The sequence below is a fragment of the Moritella sp. genome (assembly GCF_013215705.1).
GTDB lineage: Bacteria > Pseudomonadota > Gammaproteobacteria > Enterobacterales > Moritellaceae > Moritella.
Window position 1 is genome coordinate 133,444 of record NZ_JABSQR010000009.1, and the last position, 20,332, is coordinate 153,775.

22 protein-coding genes are annotated in these 20,332 nt (G+C 41.2%); 13 read left to right on the forward strand and 9 right to left on the reverse strand.

All coding sequences use genetic code 11. The features are described 5' to 3' along the window. Positions 1 to 9: 9 nt before the first annotated feature. The 7 genes from HRT96_RS07580 to zapE form a co-directional block, all read right to left on the reverse strand. Positions 10 to 810 (reverse strand): cytochrome c1, encoded by an 801-nt coding sequence (locus tag HRT96_RS07580; protein ID WP_293154497.1) that lies wholly within the window; start codon positions 808 to 810, stop codon positions 10 to 12. Next, complete coding sequence (locus HRT96_RS07585; RefSeq protein ID WP_293154500.1) at positions 810 to 2,024, reverse strand: cytochrome bc complex cytochrome b subunit; 1,215 nt, start codon at positions 2,022 to 2,024, stop codon at positions 810 to 812. Before HRT96_RS07585 ends, HRT96_RS07580 begins: the two co-directional genes overlap by 1 nt. Further along, positions 2,024 to 2,614 (reverse strand): ubiquinol-cytochrome c reductase iron-sulfur subunit, encoded by a 591-nt coding sequence (petA, locus tag HRT96_RS07590; RefSeq protein WP_293154503.1) that lies wholly within the window; start codon positions 2,612 to 2,614, stop codon positions 2,024 to 2,026. Before petA ends, HRT96_RS07585 begins: the two co-directional genes overlap by 1 nt. Positions 2,615 to 2,995: 381 nt before the next feature. After that, positions 2,996 to 3,388, reverse strand: a complete 393-nt coding sequence (gene rpsI / locus HRT96_RS07595; protein WP_293154506.1) for a 30S ribosomal protein S9 — start codon at positions 3,386 to 3,388, stop codon at positions 2,996 to 2,998. 18 nt (positions 3,389 to 3,406) lie between these two features. Then, complete coding sequence (rplM, locus tag HRT96_RS07600) at positions 3,407 to 3,835, reverse strand: 50S ribosomal protein L13 (RefSeq protein ID WP_006032932.1); 429 nt, start codon at positions 3,833 to 3,835, stop codon at positions 3,407 to 3,409. A gap of 248 nt (positions 3,836 to 4,083) precedes the next feature. Next, entirely contained in the window at positions 4,084 to 5,016 is a 933-nt protein-coding gene (gene coaA, locus HRT96_RS07605; protein ID WP_006032931.1) for a type I pantothenate kinase, read from the reverse strand. Between the two features lie 250 nt (positions 5,017 to 5,266). Continuing rightward, complete coding sequence (gene zapE / locus HRT96_RS07610) at positions 5,267 to 6,379, reverse strand: cell division protein ZapE (protein WP_293154510.1); 1,113 nt, start codon at positions 6,377 to 6,379, stop codon at positions 5,267 to 5,269. A 177-nt stretch (positions 6,380 to 6,556) separates the two neighbouring features. On the opposite strand from zapE, the gene HRT96_RS07615 reads away from it, so the two are divergent. The 3 genes from HRT96_RS07615 (at position 6,557) to degS (ending at position 9,541) form a co-directional block, all read left to right on the forward strand. Continuing rightward, positions 6,557 to 6,928: a DUF1043 family protein gene (locus HRT96_RS07615; RefSeq protein ID WP_293154513.1), complete on the forward strand. Its 372-nt coding sequence runs from the start codon at positions 6,557 to 6,559 to the stop codon at positions 6,926 to 6,928. Positions 6,929 to 6,995: 67 nt separating this feature from the next. Continuing rightward, a complete protein-coding gene (locus tag HRT96_RS07620; protein WP_293154515.1) occupies positions 6,996 to 8,354 on the forward strand; it encodes a DegQ family serine endoprotease in 1,359 nt (452 codons plus the stop codon). 95 nt (positions 8,355 to 8,449) lie between these two features. Next, entirely contained in the window at positions 8,450 to 9,541 is a 1,092-nt protein-coding gene (gene degS, locus HRT96_RS07625; RefSeq protein ID WP_293154517.1) for an outer membrane-stress sensor serine endopeptidase DegS, read from the forward strand. A 148-nt stretch (positions 9,542 to 9,689) separates the two neighbouring features. Here the strand turns inward: degS and murA are convergent, their stop codons facing one another. Both murA and HRT96_RS07635 read right to left on the reverse strand, forming a co-directional pair. After that, a complete protein-coding gene (gene murA / locus HRT96_RS07630; protein WP_293154520.1) occupies positions 9,690 to 10,952 on the reverse strand; it encodes a UDP-N-acetylglucosamine 1-carboxyvinyltransferase in 1,263 nt (420 codons plus the stop codon). An 11-nt stretch (positions 10,953 to 10,963) separates the two neighbouring features. Beyond that, the gene (locus HRT96_RS07635; RefSeq protein WP_293154523.1) at positions 10,964 to 11,221 is read right to left on the reverse strand and encodes a BolA family protein; all 258 of its coding nucleotides are present in this window, start codon (positions 11,219 to 11,221) and stop codon (positions 10,964 to 10,966) included. Positions 11,222 to 11,546: 325 nt separating this feature from the next. On the opposite strand from HRT96_RS07635, the gene HRT96_RS07640 reads away from it, so the two are divergent. The 10 genes from HRT96_RS07640 to mgtE all read left to right on the forward strand — a co-directional run bounded on the left by HRT96_RS07640 (position 11,547) and on the right by mgtE (position 20,328). After that, positions 11,547 to 12,515 (forward strand): calcium/sodium antiporter, encoded by a 969-nt coding sequence (locus tag HRT96_RS07640; protein WP_006032924.1) that lies wholly within the window; start codon positions 11,547 to 11,549, stop codon positions 12,513 to 12,515. A gap of 57 nt (positions 12,516 to 12,572) precedes the next feature. Continuing rightward, positions 12,573 to 13,544, forward strand: a complete 972-nt coding sequence (locus HRT96_RS07645; RefSeq protein ID WP_293154527.1) for a KpsF/GutQ family sugar-phosphate isomerase — start codon at positions 12,573 to 12,575, stop codon at positions 13,542 to 13,544. Positions 13,545 to 13,546: 2 nt separating this feature from the next. Next, complete coding sequence (gene kdsC, locus HRT96_RS07650) at positions 13,547 to 14,095, forward strand: 3-deoxy-manno-octulosonate-8-phosphatase KdsC (protein ID WP_293154530.1); 549 nt, start codon at positions 13,547 to 13,549, stop codon at positions 14,093 to 14,095. Beyond that, a complete protein-coding gene (gene lptC / locus HRT96_RS07655) occupies positions 14,092 to 14,652 on the forward strand; it encodes an LPS export ABC transporter periplasmic protein LptC (RefSeq protein WP_293154533.1) in 561 nt (186 codons plus the stop codon). Before kdsC ends, lptC begins: the two co-directional genes overlap by 4 nt. Before the next feature lie 22 nt (positions 14,653 to 14,674). After that, entirely contained in the window at positions 14,675 to 15,136 is a 462-nt protein-coding gene (lptA, locus tag HRT96_RS07660; RefSeq protein WP_293132428.1) for a lipopolysaccharide transport periplasmic protein LptA, read from the forward strand. 15 nt (positions 15,137 to 15,151) lie between these two features. Then, positions 15,152 to 15,877, forward strand: coding sequence for an LPS export ABC transporter ATP-binding protein (gene lptB, locus HRT96_RS07665; RefSeq protein WP_006032919.1), 726 nt, complete (start codon positions 15,152 to 15,154; stop codon positions 15,875 to 15,877). 48 nt (positions 15,878 to 15,925) lie between these two features. Continuing rightward, entirely contained in the window at positions 15,926 to 17,440 is a 1,515-nt protein-coding gene (locus HRT96_RS07670) for an RNA polymerase factor sigma-54 (protein WP_293154536.1), read from the forward strand. 31 nt (positions 17,441 to 17,471) lie between these two features. Beyond that, entirely contained in the window at positions 17,472 to 17,759 is a 288-nt protein-coding gene (hpf, locus tag HRT96_RS07675) for a ribosome hibernation promoting factor (protein WP_006032917.1), read from the forward strand. Between the two features lie 199 nt (positions 17,760 to 17,958). Continuing rightward, positions 17,959 to 18,822: an RNase adapter RapZ gene (rapZ, locus tag HRT96_RS07680; RefSeq protein WP_293154539.1), complete on the forward strand. Its 864-nt coding sequence runs from the start codon at positions 17,959 to 17,961 to the stop codon at positions 18,820 to 18,822. 147 nt (positions 18,823 to 18,969) lie between these two features. Beyond that, positions 18,970 to 20,328, forward strand: a complete 1,359-nt coding sequence (mgtE, locus tag HRT96_RS07685; RefSeq protein WP_293154542.1) for a magnesium transporter — start codon at positions 18,970 to 18,972, stop codon at positions 20,326 to 20,328. The last annotated feature ends 4 nt before the right edge of the window (positions 20,329 to 20,332 follow it).

Genomic DNA, 20,332 nt, shown 5'->3' on the forward strand with positions numbered 1-20,332 from the left:
TATCAGTGATTAGTGGATATCACGCCAGTATTCGCGGTTCAGGAACCAAGTAAATACAAGTAGAATCAGTAAGAATCCAATAACCCAGAAGCCCATTTCTTGACGTTCAAGCTGATTTGGCTCTGCTGAGTAAACTAAGAAGTTTACCAAATCTAGCATTGCTTCATCAAACTCTTCTGCTGATAACTCACCGTTTCCATCGGGACTTAGGTAGCTAGTCAGAATTTCACCTGTTGCAACACCATTAGCGTCAACAACTGTGGTTTCTTTAACAATTCTAGCACCTTCCGGCAGATCTAGCTCTTCTTCGTTATGTTTTATTTCTAAAAGACGCGCTGTACCTTGTAGTTCTTCAAGTACATGCGGCATACCGACACTTGGGAATACCACATTATTCACACCAAATGGGCGAGTTTCGTCAATATAGAAAGAACGCAGGTAAGTATAAACCCAATCTGCACCACGTAAACGCGCTTCAAGAGTCAGGTCTGGAGGTGTCGCACCAAACCATTTAGCACCACTTTCAGCAGGCATCGCCGTGAGCATTAATGAGCCAACTTTAACGCCGGTAAATACCAAGTTTTCAGACATTACATCGCGATCGATACCCAAATCGTCAGCAACACGTGAATAACGTTGATATTGCGTAGAGTGACACGTAGAGCAATAATTCATGAAGATTTTAGCACCATTTTGCAGTGATGCTTTGTCTCTTAAATCATAATTGGCTTCATCTAAATGTACAGCATTACCAGATGCAAAAGCAGCCATAGGCAATAGGGTAAGTAACGCGATAAATAATTTTCTCATTACATTGTCACCCTTTTTGGTAATGGTTTAGTGGTTTCATTCTTACTGTATAACCACAGCAGAGCGAAATAGCCAAAGTAACCTAATGTGGTAATTTGCGACAATAATGTACGACCAGGTGTTGGTGCTAATGTCCCTAATACACCCAGAATAATGAAACAAATAACAAACTGAGATAAATTAAGTTTATGCCAAATACTACGATAACGGATTGATTTCACTTTTCCGCGATCGATCCAAGGCACTAAGAATAGCATCACAATAGCGAGGCCCATCATAACCACACCACCAAGTTTGTCCGGAACCGCACGTAAAATGGCATAAAACGGGGTGAAGTACCACACTGGCGCAATATGGTCCGGTGTTTTCAATGGGTTCGCTGCTTCGAAGTTTGGCGCTTCCAAGAAGTAACCGCCACCTTCTGGCATAAAGAAGATCACAATACTACATAAGATAAGCATCACCACGACCGCAACAGCATCATGTACTGAGTAGTAAGGGTGGAATGGAATAGCGTCTTTCGGCCAACCATTTTCATCTTTGTTTTCTTTGATTTCAATACCGTCAGGGTTATTAGAACCAACGTGATGCAGTGCCACGATGTGTAAGAACACCAGTACCACAAGTACTAATGGCACAGCAATAACGTGTAGTGCAAAGAAACGGTTTAATGTCGCACCCGAAATCACATAATCACCACGGATCCAAAGCGTTAAGTCATCACCAATAATTGGTATCGCACCAAATAACGAGATAATAACCTGTGCACCCCAGAATGACATTTGACCCCATGGTAATAAATAACCCATGAAAGCTTCAGCCATCAGTGCTAAGAAGATTAAGCAACCGAAGACCCACAATAGTTCACGTGGTTTCTGGTATGAACCATACATCAGACCACGGAACATGTGCAGATACACCACCACAAAGAATGCGGAAGCACCCGTTGAATGCATATAACGTAACAACCAGCCAAATTCAACATCACGCATGATGTATTCAATTGATGCAAAAGCACCGTCGCCAGATGGATTATAATTCATCGTTAACCAGATACCCGTTAGGATCTGATTGACAAACACAACCGTAGCTAAAATGCCAAAGTAGTACCAGAAGTTAAAGTTTTTCGGTGCTGGATATTGACCAGCGTGTTTATTCCACGTATCCGTCATTGGGATACGTTCATCAATCCAATTGACTAATTTACCAAGCATTAGGCAGCTCCCTTATCTACACCAATTATAATCGTCGTTTTATCGACATAATAATGCGGTGGTATGACTAGATTCAACGGTGCAGGTACACCTTGGAATACACGACCAGCCATATCAAATTTAGAACCATGACATGGACAGAAGAAACCAGAAGAAACACCTTCGACTTGTTCGCCAAAACTATCAGGCAGATAAGTTGGAGAGCACCCTAAGTGAGTACAAATACCAACGGCTACCAATAACTCTGATTTAATCGAGCGATATTTGTTCTGTGCGTAACTCGGTTGTTGTTCTTGTTCTGATGCCGGATCGCGTAACGAACCATCATGCTGTTCAAGTTCGTTTAACACGCTTTCTGTACGAGATACAAGCCATACAGGTTTGCCTCGCCATTCAACACGAATTAACTGACCAGGTTCAATTTTACTAATATCAACTTCTACCGGAGCACCAGCTGCTTTAGCTTTAGCACTCGGATTCCAAGATTTGATAAAAGGTACGGCTGCGCCGACAGCTCCAATACCACCCACTACACATGTAGCAGCAGTTAAAAAGCGACGACGACCAGAATCAACAGGCGCATTGCTCATCCAATTATTCTCCCATTCGGACTCAGCGCAAATTATTTTTATTATCTTGCAGTGAATACCATTTCAAAAAAGATAACTTTTTATTAGCTAAAAAAGTTACATAAATGCCGTTGAATTTTAATTAATTGGTTACATTTTTACAAGGACAATGAGACATTAATCATGGATTTTCAGTGATTAAGTCAATATCTGTCGCTTATGACCCAGTAAATAGCGTAAGTCGCTCTCTTTCTGTGTCAAGTACTGCTATGCAAGTCAAAAACAGCATTACATTTAACAAAGCTATAACCCGTCAATTAAATAAACGATAAAAAAAAGACAAAAAAAAGCCTGGCATATGCCAGGCTTTCGTCGCAATAAAGCGAACCACCAAAAAACGAATTAACGTTTTGAGAACTGTGGACGTTTACGTGCTTTTCTAAGACCAACTTTCTTACGTTCAACTTGACGAGCATCACGAGTAACAAAACCAGCAGCACGTAGAGCAGGACGAAGAGTTTCGTCATATTCCATAAGTGCGCGAGTGATACCGTGACGAATTGCGCCAGCTTGACCAGTAGTACCACCACCTTTAACAGTGATGTTTAGGTCGAATTTGTCTTGTAGTGAAACTAATTCTAGTGCTTGACGAACAACCATACGAGCTGTTTCACGACCAAAATAAACTTCCAAAGAACGTTTATTGATAGTTAGTTGACCAGTACCAGCTTTCATGAATACACGAGCTGTTGAACTTTTACGACGACCAGTGCCGTAGTATTGATTTTCTGCCATTTGCTTAAATTCCGTAAATTAGATGTCTAGAACTTGTGGTTGTTGAGCAGCATGATTGTGCTCTGGACCTGCGTATACTTTCATCTTACGGAACATTGCACGGCCTAGAGGACCTTTTGGCAACATACCTTTAACCGCAGACTGGATAACACGCTCAGGAGCTTTTTCAATAAGCTTTTCAAAGCTAATTGATTTAATGCCGCCAATGTAACCAGTGTGCGAGTAGTAAATTTTACCTTTCGCTTTGTTACCAGTTACAACGATTTTTTCACAGTTTACAACGATGATGTAATCGCCAGTATCAGCATGAGGAGTGAACTCAGGCTTATGCTTACCACGTAAGCGAGAAGCGATTTCAGTCGCAAGACGACCTAAAGTTTTACCTTCAGCGTCAACAACGAACCATTCACGTTTGATCGTGCTTGGTGTAGCAACAAAAGTTTTCATTTTATATTGAACCCAATAAAATTTGTTTAAACTATCACATACAGTTATCTATACGTGAACTATATACCTTGCTCATCCCTTCGAATAAGCACATGGCGTCATTAGGACAAGGAACCACCACAGCACCTTGTTCGTGGGCAGCGCGTATTATAAAGAGAAATGAGCGAAATTTCACCTATATTTTAAAAAAATATAGATTAATCTCAAAAAACATCAATATAAGGCCAAGAAAATGACTGAAATTAAGATTATTTCCGTAATTTTACTTGATGCACTTGATGATTTAGGTCTTTAGTAAGAATGAGGTTAGCACGTTCTCGCGTTGGTAAGATATTTTCTACTAAGTTTTTACCATTAATTGTACGCCAAATGTTCAATGCCACATCTTTTGCTTCATCCTCACCTAATTTAGCATAGTGATGAAAGTAAGAACTCGAATCGGAAAAAGCACTTTCTCGTAACTGTAAGAAGCGTTGCACATACCAGTTTTCAAGGTTTTCAGTATCAGCATCGACATAGATAGAGAAATCCACAAAGTCGGAGACGAAAACGCGATGCGGATCATTGGGGTATTCTAATCCCGATTGCAACACATTTAAGCCTTCGAGAATAACAATATCAGGCTGCTCAACAACCACTTCGTTGCCAGGTTCAATATCATAAGAAAAATGGGAATAGACAGGGGCGGTAACACGCGCATTACCCGATTTAATGTCCGCTACAAATTTCACTAAGGCATTAATATCATAACTTTCAGGAAAGCCTTTACGCTTCATCATGTCATGCTCTTTTAAATACGCATTCGGGTACAAAAAACCATCGGTGGTGACCAATGCAACTTTAGGATGTTCACGCCAGCATTGTAACAAGGCTTGCAAAATCCTTGCGGTGGTACTTTTACCAACAGCAACACTACCCGCAAGACTGATAATATAGGGTACTTTAGCTACTTTCCGTCCCAAGAACTGATCACGGACAACACGACGCTGCATACGATTCGTGACATATAAATTAAGCAAACGCGACAAAGGTAGGTAAATATCGCACACTTCTTCAATGGAAACGCGTTCATTAATACCTTGTAACTGCTTTAATTCGATTGCCGATAAGGTCAGCGGTACTGACTCTCGTAGTTCAGCCCAATATTCCCTGTCAAACACTTGATATGGTGAGTAATTCATTAAACTAAAAGCCTATTTAACGCCCTAATAATCACTTACTTCACGAATTTAGAAGCAAGCCTTTACGCTCAACTTAATGACGTAACAACACTATACACGTCACTTTGTCAATTCATGTCAGCCGAAACAATAGCCTATATACTCATCGTAACTCAATAAATAATGCGTTAGTGAGTGTATTTATTTTAATAACGCGCACAAAAACTACCTATTCGGTGCTAAAGCAGTCGTGTTCATAACGCAATCCGCACTAAGGTAAATGTTCACGTCCTAAATATTCATGCGATTGCATTTCTTGCAAACGTGATAAGCATCGGCGAAATTCGAACTCTAATAAACCGGTGGTATATAACGCCGACATTTCTAGTTCAGCTGACATTATCAAGGTGACATTGCGTTCGTAAAATTCATCGACCATGGCAATAAAACGACGCGCGATATCACCTGTTAACGGGCCCATCTGTTTTACATTAGCCAGTAAGACTGTGTGGTAGATACGCGAGATTTCCATATAATCAACTTGGCTACGAGGTCCGCCACATAGCTCATTGAAATCAATCATCAACACGCTATCTGCTTCTGCCAATGTCGGTATCTGGCGATTTTCAATGTCGATTAGTTGATTATAGTTGCGGGGTTCACAAGATAACTGCTGAAAATATTGGTCTAGATTTTTCTGCGCCGCACGATCCAGAGGAAAATGATAGATCTCAGCTTGAGCTAAGGTACGTAAGCGATAATCCACCCCACTATCGACATTGATGATGTCGCAGTTTTGATTAATCAACTGGATCGCAGGTAAAAAGCGAGCCCGTTGCAAACCATTACGATAAAGCTCATCCGGAATGATATTCGATGTCGCAACAAGAATGACCTGATGGCTAAATAACTCTTCAAACAAGGTGCCTAAAATCATTGCATCAGTAATATCCGACACAAAAAATTCATCGAAACAAATAACCCGGGTTTCATCTGCTAATTTTTTTGCAATCACTTTAAGTGGGTTTTTCTGCTGTGCTAAAGCTTTTAGCTCTTGATGAATTCGATGCATAAAACGGTGAAAATGAACGCGGATTTTATTCTCAAACGGCAGACAATCGTAGAAAGTATCAACTAAATAGGTCTTACCTCTTCCGACTCCGCCCCAAAAATAAATGCCTTTAACTGGATTAATTTGCGTCGGCATCTGCTTTGTCGTTAAGCCTTTTAGCTTGGCAAATAAACCGCGTTTGGCAGGTAGTGCAGGTACCATTAATAAATCATCAAACAAGCGTTGTAATGCCATTACTGCATTTTCTTGTGCGGCATCAAACAAAAAATCAGGGCGCTTTAAATCAAGCTGATATTTTTCTACTGGGGTCATTATAATTGCTAATCCTTTACGGTTTCTAACGCCTTGGTCACCACGCATTAATAATAATCAATGCTACCATGTTGTATTCTTTTGAAATACACTATTTTAAAACAAAGGTGCTTATATTAGAGTATCAAAAGAAACACGCTATTTTAGTGAGTACAATTATCATTTAACGAGGTGTATATGCCCTATCTTGAAATATTAATTAGTCTGGTTCTCGGTATTGTTATCGGTTTTTCTATTGCCAAGGCAACCAACACCAAAGATCAAACAGGGAAATTTAAGGGTAAGCTATTAGCCAAAGAAGCTGAGATTGAACAATACAAACATGATGTGAATGAACACTTCACCAGCACTGAAGCATTATTAATGAAATTATCTGATACTTATGTCGAAATGCAGCAGCACTTGGCCAATAACGCCAAGCATTTATTAGATAATGTTGCCGTTAAAGATATTCCTTTTCAGACCAAAGCAGTAATCGATCCTGCTGAGCCTGTTGAAGGTCAGCCAAAAGATTACTCAAGTACAGCTTCAGGATTACTACACAAATAACTTGAACTTTTATATCTAGGCTACATCTAACTGTTTATGCTTATAATTTTCAAAGGCTTAAATAGTTATGAACGTAAAATCACATTTAACGACTCTTACTGCACTAACATTAAGCACGGCAATAGGGTTAGCAAGTCTACCTGCAACAGCAGCACTCCCACTCGCTGTTGCAGGACAATCATTACCGAGTCTAGCCCCCATTCTCGAACAAGTCACACCTGCCGTAGTGAATATTTCAGTTTCTGGTACCAAGGTATCGCAGCAACGTATACCTGAGGCTTTTCGCTATTTCTTTGGCCCTGAAGGCCATGGTTCACAACAACGTCGACCGTTTCAAGGTCTGGGTTCGGGCGTGATAATCGATGCTAAACAAGGTTATATCCTCACCAATAATCATGTCATTGCTGATGCTGACGAGATCAAGATCATGCTAAAAGACGGACATGAATACGAAGCAAAACTTGTTGGTGCCGATATAAACAGTGATATAGCCTTATTACAAATTAAAGCAGAAAACTTAACCGCGATTAAATTCGCCGACTCGGATAAATTACGGGTCGGTGATTTCACTATCGCGATTGGTAATCCCTTTGGTTTAGGTCAAACCGTGACATCTGGTATTGTCAGTGCCTTAGGTCGCACTGGTTTGCAATTAGAAAACCTGGAAAATTTCATTCAAACCGATGCCGCGATTAACAGCGGTAACTCCGGTGGCGCCTTACTTAATTTACGTGGTGAGTTGATCGGGATTAATACGGCGATATTAGGACCTAATGGCGGTAATGTCGGTATTGGTTTTGCTATACCTGCGAATATGGCCAATAACCTGGTACAACAAATCATTGAACATGGTGAAGTTCGCCGAGGCGTATTAGGTGTCGCTGGCCAAGAGCTGACCCCTGATTTAGCGAAAGCATTCGATATCGATATACAATATGGCGCGTTCATCAACCAAGTCACCCCAAGCTCCGCAGCAGCAGAAGCGGGCTTGATAGCGGGTGATATTATTGTCAGTGTTAATAACAATAACATCCGTAGTTTTAGCGAATTAAGAGCACGAATAGGCACGTTAGGGCCAGACAAACAAATCACGTTGGGCGTGGTCAGAGACGGGATCGAAAAGCGCGTAACGGCAACATTAAAACCCGCAGATAACAAACTTGCCAATGCCAGTAACTTACACCCGGGGCTTGCAGGCGCTGTATTGGCCACTGCCGACAACAATCAAGGCGTGCTGATTTCGAAAGTCGAACCCCGTTCAATAGCGGCGGCATCGGGCTTAGAGGAAGGTGATATTATTATTGGTGTTAACAAGGATAAAGTGAAAAATTTAGCCCAGTTACGTGAATTACTCACTGAAAAAAAAACCACTCTCGCACTTAATATCAAGCGCGGAAATCAACATTTATTCTTGGTATTACGCTAGTACTTACATCACTTTACGTTATTTCCTACATTATCGTAGGCAGAGGTGCTATTCTCTACGTTGCCATTTTTAGTGGGTAACGTAGGGATATCTCGGTGCAAGGTTTGTGGTCATATATTTCAAAAAGTATCTTACTCGGTATCGCTGTAGCGGCAATACTGCTTTTGGCGTTACCGCAATTACAAAACAAGCAAAGTTTAGGACTGACTCAGCCATTTTCATTGGGCCTTAATGAACAAATGAGTTTTTCAGCAGCGGTAAAACGAGCAGCGCCTTCCGTGGTTAATATTTATACCCGCACCTACCAAAAATCAACGATCAATAGTAAACCAACATTACGCCCACAAAGCCTAGGCTCTGGCGTGATCATGAATAACAAAGGTTATTTACTGACAAACTATCACGTTATCGCCAATGCCGATCAAATTATAGTGGCGCTCCAAGACGGTCGGTTTTTCACTGCGGAATTAATTGGTTTTGATCGATACACCGACCTAGCTGTATTACACATAGATGCTAAAAATTTACCCAGTATACCCCAAAGTAAACACGAGCAAACTAACATTGGTGATGTAGTACTCGCCATTGGTAATCCATACAATTTAGGCCAAACCATCACTCAAGGTATTATCAGTGCCCGTGGTCGTATTGGCATGAGTACCACAGGACATCAAAACTTCTTACAAACCGATGCGGCCATTAACGAGGGTAACTCGGGTGGTGCATTGGTTAATAGCCTAGGTGAATTAGTGGGTATTAATACCGCGTCATTTCAGGTCACGAAAAATGTTGAAACGATGGGGATCAGCTTTGCGATCCCCTATCCGTTAGCCGTTAAAATTATGCGTGCATTAATTGCCAATGGCCGGGTGATCCGTGGTTTTCTTGGTATTGAAGGCACATCAATTAATGCCGTGATGGCAAAATTACTCGGTTTGAAAGCCAATCAAGGTATTGTGGTACAAAATACCGCACCTGATTCGCCCGCAGAAAAGGCCGGATTGGTCGCTGGCGATGTAGTGATCAAATTCAACGGTGCTGAGATTGATAATGTTATTTGGTTAATGGACATGGTGGCAGAACAGCGCCCAGGCTCGAAAATTAATTTAACCGTCATACGAGAAGGTAAGCAACTCGAGATCTCGGTAACACTCGGTGAATTGCAAGCACTACAACCACAGTCATAACTTAAGCAAAAAACAGATATAGAAAAGGCGCATATCAATGCGCCTTTTTTATATCTACCCAAGTTACGTCAAGATACTATATCAGAAACGAGCAGGGGTATAATCACCGATTACAGGTTATTGGCACGACAAAACGTCGAACAATATATTAGCCTTCAATACGGATAATATTGCCGCCTAAGCCTTGTAGCTTATCTTCAATAAACTCATAACCACGGTCAATGTGATAAATACGTTCAACTGTTGTTTCTCCTGTCGCCAAGAAACCAGCAATAACCAGACTTGCAGATGCGCGTAAGTCGGTTGCCATCACTTGTGCGCCAGTTAAACTTTCAGTATCACGACAGATAGCCGTATTACCTTCCAGTTCAATGTCAGCGCCCATACGAGCTAATTCAGGCACGTGCATGAAACGGTTTTCAAAAATCGTTTCAATGATCGTTGATGTCCCTTTCGCGACGGTATTTAATACCGTGAACTGTGCTTGCATATCCGTTGGGAAACCTGGGTAAGGCACAGTCTTGATATTAACCGCTTTTAATTCACGGCCTTGCATATCAAGTGAGATCCAATCATCACCCGTTTCAATCGTAGCGCCCGCTTCTTCAAGCTTAAGAATTACGGCATCAAGTAATGACGGGTCTGTCTTATGACATTTAATTTTACCACCCGTTACCGCAGCAGCAACAAGGAAAGTACCCGTTTCGATACGATCAGGTTGCACTGTATACGTACCACCATGCAGAGCTTCAACACCTTCAATAGTTAATACGTCAGAACCAATACCACTAATCTTAGCACCAAGTGAATTTAAGAAGTTCGCTAGGTCTACCACTTCAGGTTCTCTTGCGGCATTCTCAATAGTGGTAACGCCCTCAGCAAGTACCGCGGCCATTAATAGGTTTTCAGTACCGGTTACGCTGACCATATCCATGAGGATACGCGCACCTTTCAAACGACCATCAACGCGGGCTTTAATGTAACCTTCTTCAACGTTAATTTTTGCTTGCATCATTTCTAAACCATGAATATGTAGATTCACAGGACGAGCGCCGATCGCGCAACCACCCGGTAAAGAAACATCTGCCGTCGAGAACTTAGCAGTCAAAGGACCGAGAGCCAAAATTGACGCACGCATCGTTTTAACTAATTCATAAGGGGCTTTTTGACAGTTCACAGTGCCAGCAGTGATAACAACATCACCGTTTGCATTACGCTCAGCCTGAGCACCAAGCTCACGTAACAATTGCAACGTGGTCTTAATATCTCTTAATTCAGGCACATTCTTAAGAGTAATGGTTTCATCACTTAACAATGTAGCAAATAAAATCGGCAGTGCCGCATTTTTAGCACCCGAAATAGTCACATCGCCATTTAACTGACAAGGACCTTTAATTAAAAATTTATCCATTCTAATCCAGCCTAAGAAGGTAATATGAATTTACGTTCGCGAACCCATTCTTCAGGTGTATATGCCTTGATGGATAACGCATGAATACTATTTGATGCAATCTGCTCTTTTAATGGCGCATAAATAGCTTGTTGTTTTTTTACACGGCTCATACCGACAAACATCTCGGCGACAGCGATAATTTCATAATGGCTGCCTTCACCTTTAACGTGTAATTCCTGAAAGGTATATTCACTTTCCAGTAATGTTTGTAATTCTTTAATATCCATAATACTTAAATCCTATGATGTCGCCATTCTAAGCCGAGTTAAAACCGTACATGCCGCTAGCGTTAATCTGTAATAGACCTGTTACAACACGTTTAGTTCTAAGTGAATGGCGCTCTGCCTGAGAGAATCGCGCTTAAAACTAAAGTATTAAAATAGCCAAGTATTCTAAAAGTAATCGCCATAATACACAATCACAAAACATCACTATGTCAGGATTTTTATCATTCAACCTTGAATAATAAACAAGATTTAACAATTTACCTTTTCTTTCAGTGAAAAAAGACCGAAAATAGTGTTCTTTCTTACCAACTTTTAAATTGTGCCGATGCTAACTACAAATATTATAATTTTAATTCTTGGATTTATTGGTCTCGTCATTAGTGCCGATAAATTCGTCTATGGTGCTGCTGGACTAGCGCGAAACCTCGGTATTTCACCACTGATCATTGGTCTAACAATTGTCGCGATGGGTTCGTCTGCACCCGAGATGATGGTCGCGGTATCGGCATCCCTTAATGGCTCACCAAATACCGCCATTGGTAATGCTATTGGCTCTAATATTACTAACATCACCTTAGTATTAGGGATCACCGCGTTAATAAAACCATTGCTAGTAGGCTCGACAACGATCCGTCGTGAGATCCCGATGGTATTAATTACCACACTACTAGCAGGTGTTGTGCTGTGGGATTTAAAATTGGAGATGTACGAAGGGGTAATTTTATTATTACTCTTCTTCATTACTATCCTCACTTTAACTATCCTCGCATTAAAACGTCCAAGCAATGATCCTCTTACCCAAGAGCATGACGATGAAGTCCCTGAAGGCGTCCCCACCAGGAAAGCCGTTGCTTGGTTAATCTTCGGCATGATTGCATTACCTGTCAGTTCACATTTCCTAGTCGGCTCAGCCGTTGTGATTGCCCAGCACTTTGGCATGAGTGATTTAGTGATCGGCCTGACTATTATTGCCATTGGCACGAGCTTACCAGAACTCGCCGCATCGATATCGGGTGTATTAAAAGGTGAAGATGATCTTGCTATTGGTAATATCATTGGTTCTAATATATTCAACATCTTAGCGGTATTATCACTACCAGGTATTTTAGCTCCAGGCATGATTGATCCGGCGATTATTAGTCGTGATTTCTATTATATGCTTGGCGCAACTGTGGTAATGCTGGTGATGGCAATAGGCTTTAGAGGCCGTCCAGGACGTATTAGTCGTGTTGAAGGTGGTATTTTATTAGCTGGTTTTGTCGCCTATCAATTCATTGTATTTAGTAGCATCTAACCGTACTTAATATTTTTATATCTCAGTATTAAACAGTATTTTCATTAGGGAATAACCATGTCGAGTCAGTTTAACTATTGCCAAAGCGCGCTTAATGTCATTAACACGGAAGCGGCAGCGATTTCTCAATTAAGCCAATATATTGATGCCACGTTTACCGCCACGTGTGAATTATTAATCGCATGTAAAGGCAAAGTTATTGTGACGGGTATGGGGAAATCAGGTCATATCGCCAATAAAATAGCCGCGACATTAGCCAGTACTGGTACCCCGGCATTCTTTGTACATCCAGCCGAAGCAAGCCATGGTGATCTTGGCATGATTGAACGTGGTGATGTGGTGATAGCATTATCTAATTCTGGTGAATCAGATGAAATTTTAGCATTATACCCGATGCTTAAACGTTTAAGCATCCCCATTATAGCAATGACAGGTAATGCTGATTCAACCATGGCGCGCGAAGCAAAAATTAGCTTATGTATTAAAGTTGATAAAGAAGCTTGCCCGCTGGGATTAGCACCGACATCAAGTACCACAGCAAGTCTGGTGATGGGTGATGCTATCGCAGTGGCCTTGCTCGAAGCCAAAGGATTTACCGCAAATGACTTTGCACTGTCTCATCCAGGCGGTCGCTTAGGCAGAAAATTATTATTACGTATTTCAGATATTATGCATAAAGGTGACGGCGTACCAAGCGTACAACAGAGTGAAACTATTTCAGAGGCGTTATTTGAAGTCTCTAAAAAAGGGCTCGGTATGACCGCCGTTAATAATGGAAAGCGGCTGGTTGGCATTTTTACGGATGGGGATTTACGTCGTATTCTTGATGCACGTATAGATATTCACCAAACCCCAATCAGTGAAGTAATGACCCGAAGATGTGTTACTATTAATGAACATATCTTGGCCGCAGAGGCCCTAGCCGTCATGGAAAATAAAAAAGTTAACGCTATAATTGTCGTTAATGAACAACAAGAACCAGTCGGCGCCTTCAACATGCATGACTTACTACGCGCAGGTGTATTATAAATATGATCAACACATTATATGGTCCAATCCCACAAGAGATCTTAACCAAAGCAAAAACATTAAAGCTACTCATTTGTGATATAGATGGCGTATTTTCTGATGGTCGAGTGTATATGGGTAACGATGGCGAAGAGCTGAAAGCTTTCCATACCCGTGATGGTTTTGGGGTTAAATCACTCCTCAATGCAGGTATCGAAGTGGCGGTGATCACCGGACGGCAGTCAACGATTGTCGCCAACCGCATGCAAGGTTTAGGTGTTAAACATATCTATCAAGGTCAAGACAACAAAGTTATCGCATTTAATATGTTGCTCGAAAAATTAAACTTATCAGCAGAGCAGGTCGGTTATATCGGCGATGACGTGATTGATTTACCGGTAATGAATCTCTGTGGACTCAGTGTTGCTGTTGCCGATGCCCACCCTCTGGTTAAAAAAGGGGCCGATTTTAGCACCTCAATCCGTGGTGGTTTTGGCGCAGTAAGAGAATTAGCAGATTTGATCTTATTAGCCAAGGGAGTATTAGACCAAGCACAAGGCACTTCGGTATGAATCGGCAAAATATGGGGATTGTTATCCTCTTTTTGTGTGCACTGGGTATTTGGCGCTTTTTTTCACCCGATGAACAATCAACAGCCTCCCCCTCAACCGAATATCAGCCTGATTTCACCGCCGAGGTCCTACGCAGTGTAGAGTTCAGTATTGAAGGGAAAATCATACGTCGCATTTTTGCCGATAGTATGGAGCATTATGGCGAGTTAGGCATGACAATGTTCACTAACCCCGTTATTATCCTTTATGATGACAATGCCCAAGCGACGTGGAAGATCCAAGCCAAAGAAGGTAACTTCAGCAGTGAGGATGTCGCGACACTACGCAATGATGTGATCATCCAGAATATGAAGAAAAATGATTATATTGATGTCATCACCACCAGTTATTTGCAATTAGAACTGACCAAAAACTTGGTACGCAGCGATCAATTAATTACTATCACAGGGGCCTTATTCAACCAAACCGGCGTTGGCCTTGAAGGTGATTTAAAGCAAGAATACATGACTATCCTTAAGCAAGTTAAAGCGATATATACTAATGATGAAAAAATATAAAATTTTACTGTTAACAGTATTGATGAGTAATTCAGCGCTCGCATTAGAATCTGACTTTGCAGAAAATGTTGTCGTAAACGCTAAACGTCAAGAAGTGTTTATTAAAGAGAACCGCGTTATTTTTTATGATAATGTGGTAGTGACTCAAGGCACAATATTAATTCATGCTGATAAGCTCACGGTATTAAGCCCTGGTGGCAAAGGTACTGAAGTGATGATAGCCACAGGTAACGTAGCCACTTTTTATCAAGAGCTTGATGACGGCAAAAAAATCAACGCAGAATCGAATGAGATCCGTTATGAACTCGGCAAAAAACGTTTAACGTTAACAAAAAATGCCCGCTTACGTCAGGCTGATAGTGAAATCAAAGGTAACAAGATCATCTACCAAATTGATAAGCAAGAAATGATAGCCGAAAGCGGTAATAATGAATCAGATCGCGTGATCACCATTTTCACCCCTGAAGACAACAAAACTAAGTAGAGTAAATAAATTCATATGGCGCGTTTAAAAGTATCACACTTAGCAAAAAGTTATAATAAACGTAAAGTTGTGTCTGATGTGAGCCTCGAAGTTGAATCAGGCCAAATTGTTGGTTTACTTGGGCCCAATGGCGCAGGTAAAACCACCACCTTTTACATGGTGGTTGGCTTAGTTAAGCGAGATCATGGACAAATCTTCATTGATGACCAAGAATTAACCCATGAGCCAATGCATATTCGTGCACAACAAGGTATTGGTTATTTACCCCAAGAAGCCTCAATTTTTCGTCGCTTATCGGTAACTAAAAATATCATGGCCATTTTAGAGTTGCGCCCAGAATTAAGCCGTTTTCAACGAGAAGAGAAATTAGAAGAATTACTCGAAGAGTTCCATATTACCCATATCCGCGATAGTTTAGGGATGAGCTTATCGGGTGGTGAACGCCGCCGAGTTGAAATTGCCCGCGCACTGGCAGCTGATCCTAAATTTATTTTATTAGATGAACCCTTTGCTGGTGTTGATCCGATTTCGGTTGGCGATATTAAAAAGATTATTCAACATCTGCGGGATCGGGGTTTAGGGGTATTAATTACCGACCATAACGTACGTGAAACACTGGATGTATGTGAATACTCTTATATTGTAAGTCATGGGCACTTAATTGCGTCTGGCACTTCAGAAGAGATTTTATCCAACGCACAAGTGAAAGAAGTATACCTTGGAGATCAATTCCGACTATAGTTTGATATTGATACATAGCCGCATTAAGGAAGAGAGAGTAGTCGTTAGATGAAGCCATCATTACAACTTCGTATGAGTCAATCTCTGGCAATGACGCCACAGTTACAACAAGCTATTCGATTATTACAATTATCGACCTTGGAGTTACAGCAAGAGATCCAAGAAGCGTTAGACAGTAATCCGCTACTGGAACAAGAAGATCCCAACAACACGCTGTCAAATGATGCAGAAAGTAGTGACGCACACAATGCGGATAACGCAGATAATAATGATTCGATTACCGATAGCAGCCAAATCGAAGTCGGTGATGCCCTTGCCAGTGATTCCATCCCTGATGAACTGCCTACTGACAGCAATTGGGATGACGTCTATACCCCACAAATACAAAATCACAGTGGCGGCAGTGTCGGTATTGATGGACTTGATCAGGTTTACCAAGGTGCAACCAGCGAAGGTTTATACGAACATCTTATGTGGCAAATGGAATTAACCCCATTTACTGATATTGATCGCGCCATTGCCGTCGCTATTATTGATGGCATTGATGATCATGGTTATCTCAATCAAAGCTGCGAAGAGATCCTGCACAGCGTGGTGCTCGGCCACCAAGAACACGATGATAATAACGAAGATCAATTGGAATTAGATGAAGTTGAAGCGGTATTAAAACGTATTCAACATTTTGATCCTATCGGTGTAGCAGCGCGCTCACTACAAGAATGTTTATTGATCCAACTTCGACATTTACCTAAAAATACCCCTTGGTTATCAGAATGCCAACAAATAATTCAATCCCATATGGATTTATTGGGCAATCGCGACTACCGTCAATTAAGTCGTAAAACAAAATTAAAAGAACCACAACTTAAAGAGATCATGCAATTAATTCAGAGCCTGGAACCAAGACCAGGTAATGTGATTGATCAGTCGGAAGGGCTGTATGTGATTCCCGATGTATTAGTAAAGAAAAAAAATAACCAATGGATAGTCGACTTAAATCCTGACATTGTGCCAAGATTAAAAGTGAACACTGAATATTCTAATCTGTCGACCGGTAACCGTAATAGTAGCGATGGGCAGTTTATTCGTGCCCATGTGCAAGAAGCAAAATGGTTTATTAAAAGCCTAGAAAGCCGTAACGAGACATTACTAAAAGTGACAAAGAGTATTGTTCAACGCCAAGTAGATTTCTTTGAATATGGCGATGAAGCCATGAAACCTATGGTACTGAATGATATTGCAGAAGAAGTCGAAATGCATGAATCGACTATTTCGCGGGTAACAACGCAGAAGTTTATGCATACGCCACGTGGTATTTTTGAACTGAAGTTCTTCTTTTCAAGCCACGTCAGTACTGACAATGGCGGTGAATGCTCATCAACCGCTATTCGGGCATTAATTAAAAAATTGGTGGCGGCAGAGAATGCCATTAAACCACTAAGTGATAGCAAGATTGCTGATTTACTTGCTGATCAAGGTATCAAGGTGGCTCGGCGTACGATCGCAAAATACCGAGACGCACTAAGTATACCACCATCTAATCAGCGCAAGAGTCTTTTATAGCACTCATCCTACCTTCATAAGGGAGACATATATGCAAATTAATTTAACCGGTAGACATGTAGAAATTACAGATTCACTGAAAGATTACATTGATAGCAAGTTTTCCAAATTAGAGCGGCATTTTGAGCATATTAACAATATTCATGTGATCTTAAATGTCGAAAAATTACTGCAAATCGCAGAAGCAAAAATACATCTAAATGGGGGTGAAATCTTTGCCGTACATGAACATAACGACATGTATGCTGCAATTGATGGCTTACTGGATAAGCTCGATCGCCAAGTGATTAAGCATAAAGAAAAATTAATTCGCCATTAATTTAGTCCCACAACAAATAACCTAAAGGAAAAAACCTTTTCCTTTAGGTATTAATGTTCCTGACATAATTAAAACATATCATATCCAAATCAATTGCGGGATAATGAGCAAATATTTTATATCGTAATGAGTTTAAAATTAGCCAGCTAACTTTTACTCTGTCCACGATAAATTCGCTGCGCAGATGTGAGGACAAAAAATGAAGTTAATAATAGTCAGCGGCCAGTCAGGATCCGGTAAATCAATTGCATTACGGGTACTTGAAGATTTAGGCTACTATTGCGTAGACAACCTGCCAGTGACATTACTCCCACAACTACTGCAAACCTTAAATGCCAAAACTGAACAAGTAGCAGTCAGCATTGATGTACGTAATTTACCGAAAGAAAAGCAAGAATTAAACGATATTATTGCCGAGTTAAAAGCCAGTACTGAGCTAACCAGTTTATTTCTTGATACGAACCAATCTGTCCTTATTAAACGCTACAGTGAAACACGTCGCTTGCATCCATTAACAAAAGACGACCTGTCGCTCTCGCAAGCAATTGAAATAGAACAACAGCGCTTACGTCCTTTAGCCTTACTTGCGGATCTGAAAATCGATACCACTGAGCTTAATATTCATGAACTCAGTGAACAAATCAAAGAACGTATTTTAGGCAAGAAAAAAAATAAACTGGTCTTAGTCTTCCAATCATTTGGTTTTAAACATGGCTTACCAATGGATGCAGACTATGTATTCGACGTACGCTTTTTACCAAACCCACATTGGATCCCAGAATTAAAACCTTACACAGGTCTTGATGAACCGGTAATTAACTACCTCAGTCAGCAACCAGAAGTGATCAGCTTTGCGCTGCAAATTGAAAATCTATTATCGGCCTGGTTACCGCTGCTGGAAAAAAATAATCGCAGCTATGTTACTGTTGCTATCGGTTGTACTGGCGGCCAACATCGCTCGGTATTCATCGCAGAAAAATTAGCGAAATACTTTAAACAGCAAGATTACGTGGTACAGACTCGTCACCAGACCTTAGAAAAGAACAAACATAAAATTAGCTAGGTACTCAGTTAGCAATAAAATTAACGATCTATACAGTTAATTTTCATAATTTATTGTTAATACTGATTATAGATACAGATTAAGCTAGAATTGCACTGCATCAACGAGCAAGGTCTTGCAGCAGAATAATAAGAATGGGGACGACATATGCCAGAACAGATGGAGCATGAAAGTACACACCTACGTTTAAGTAAAATGAATGAAGCACTCGAGAGTGGTATGTTTGTTCACGTTAAGCGAATGCTCTACCAAACCCCCCCTTGTGATATCGCTTTATTACTCGAGTCATCACCACCAGCAGGTCGTAAAGTCTTGTGGCGATTAACCGACTCTGAAATGCAAGGTGAGATCCTCGATGAACTCAATGAAGATGCTAAAACCAGTATTCTAAAACTCATGGATACCGAATCCTTAGTCGCGGCGACAGAAGGCTTAGATACGGATGATTTAGCCAATGTGCTGCGTAGCCTGCCAGACAGTATCTACCAAGAAGTTATTACTCAAATGGATACCCAAGATCGACATCGTTTAGAAACCGCGATGGCGTATCCAGAAGACACTGCAGGCAGTATCATGAATACCGATACCATCACCTTGCGTCCAGACGTAACCGTCGATGTGATCTTACGTTACATACGCTTACGCGGTGAATTACCCGAAGCCACTGATACCTTATATGTGGTGGATAAAGATGATCGTTTGATCGGTGATGTGCCTTTATCTATGCTATTAACCACAGATCCAAACAGTGTCATCAACACCATTATGGATCGCCAAGCAGAAACATTATCGGCCAATATGGATACCTCGGAAGTCGCTAAACTGTTCGAGCGCCATGACTGGATCTCAGCGCCAGTAACGGATGACACAGGTAAACTACTTGGTCGTATCACTATTGATGACGTGGTTGATATTATCCGCGAAAATGCCGAGCATGACATGATGGGTCTGGCTGGTATGGATGATGATGAAGATACCTTCGCCCCCGTGCTACAAAGCACCAAACGCCGTACACTTTGGCTGGGGGTTAATTTAATTGCCGCATTAACTGCCGCCTCCGTCTCGAACATGTTTGAAGCGACTTTAGAACAACTCGCGACGTTGGCCATTTTAATGACCATTGTACCTAGCATGGGTGGTATTGCTGGTAATCAAACCCTAGCACTGGTTATTCGTGGTATGGCGGTCGGTCATATTAGTGACGAAAATAGCCGGTGGTTAATCGGTAAAGAAGCCATGGTTGGCGTGCTAAATGGCGCTATCTGGGCAATATCCATCGCTATCATCGTCTCATTATGGAAGGGCGATCTATCGCTAGGCCTGATCATTGGTGGGGCAATGTTTATTAATATGTCGATGGGCGGATTGGCCGGCGTGGTCATTCCACTGGTGATGAAAAAATACAATATTGATCCTGCACTAGCAGGTGGTATGGCGCTCACCACCGTGACCGATGTGGTTGGTCTATTTTCCTTCTTAGGCATGGCAACACTGGTCTACGGTTAACCTT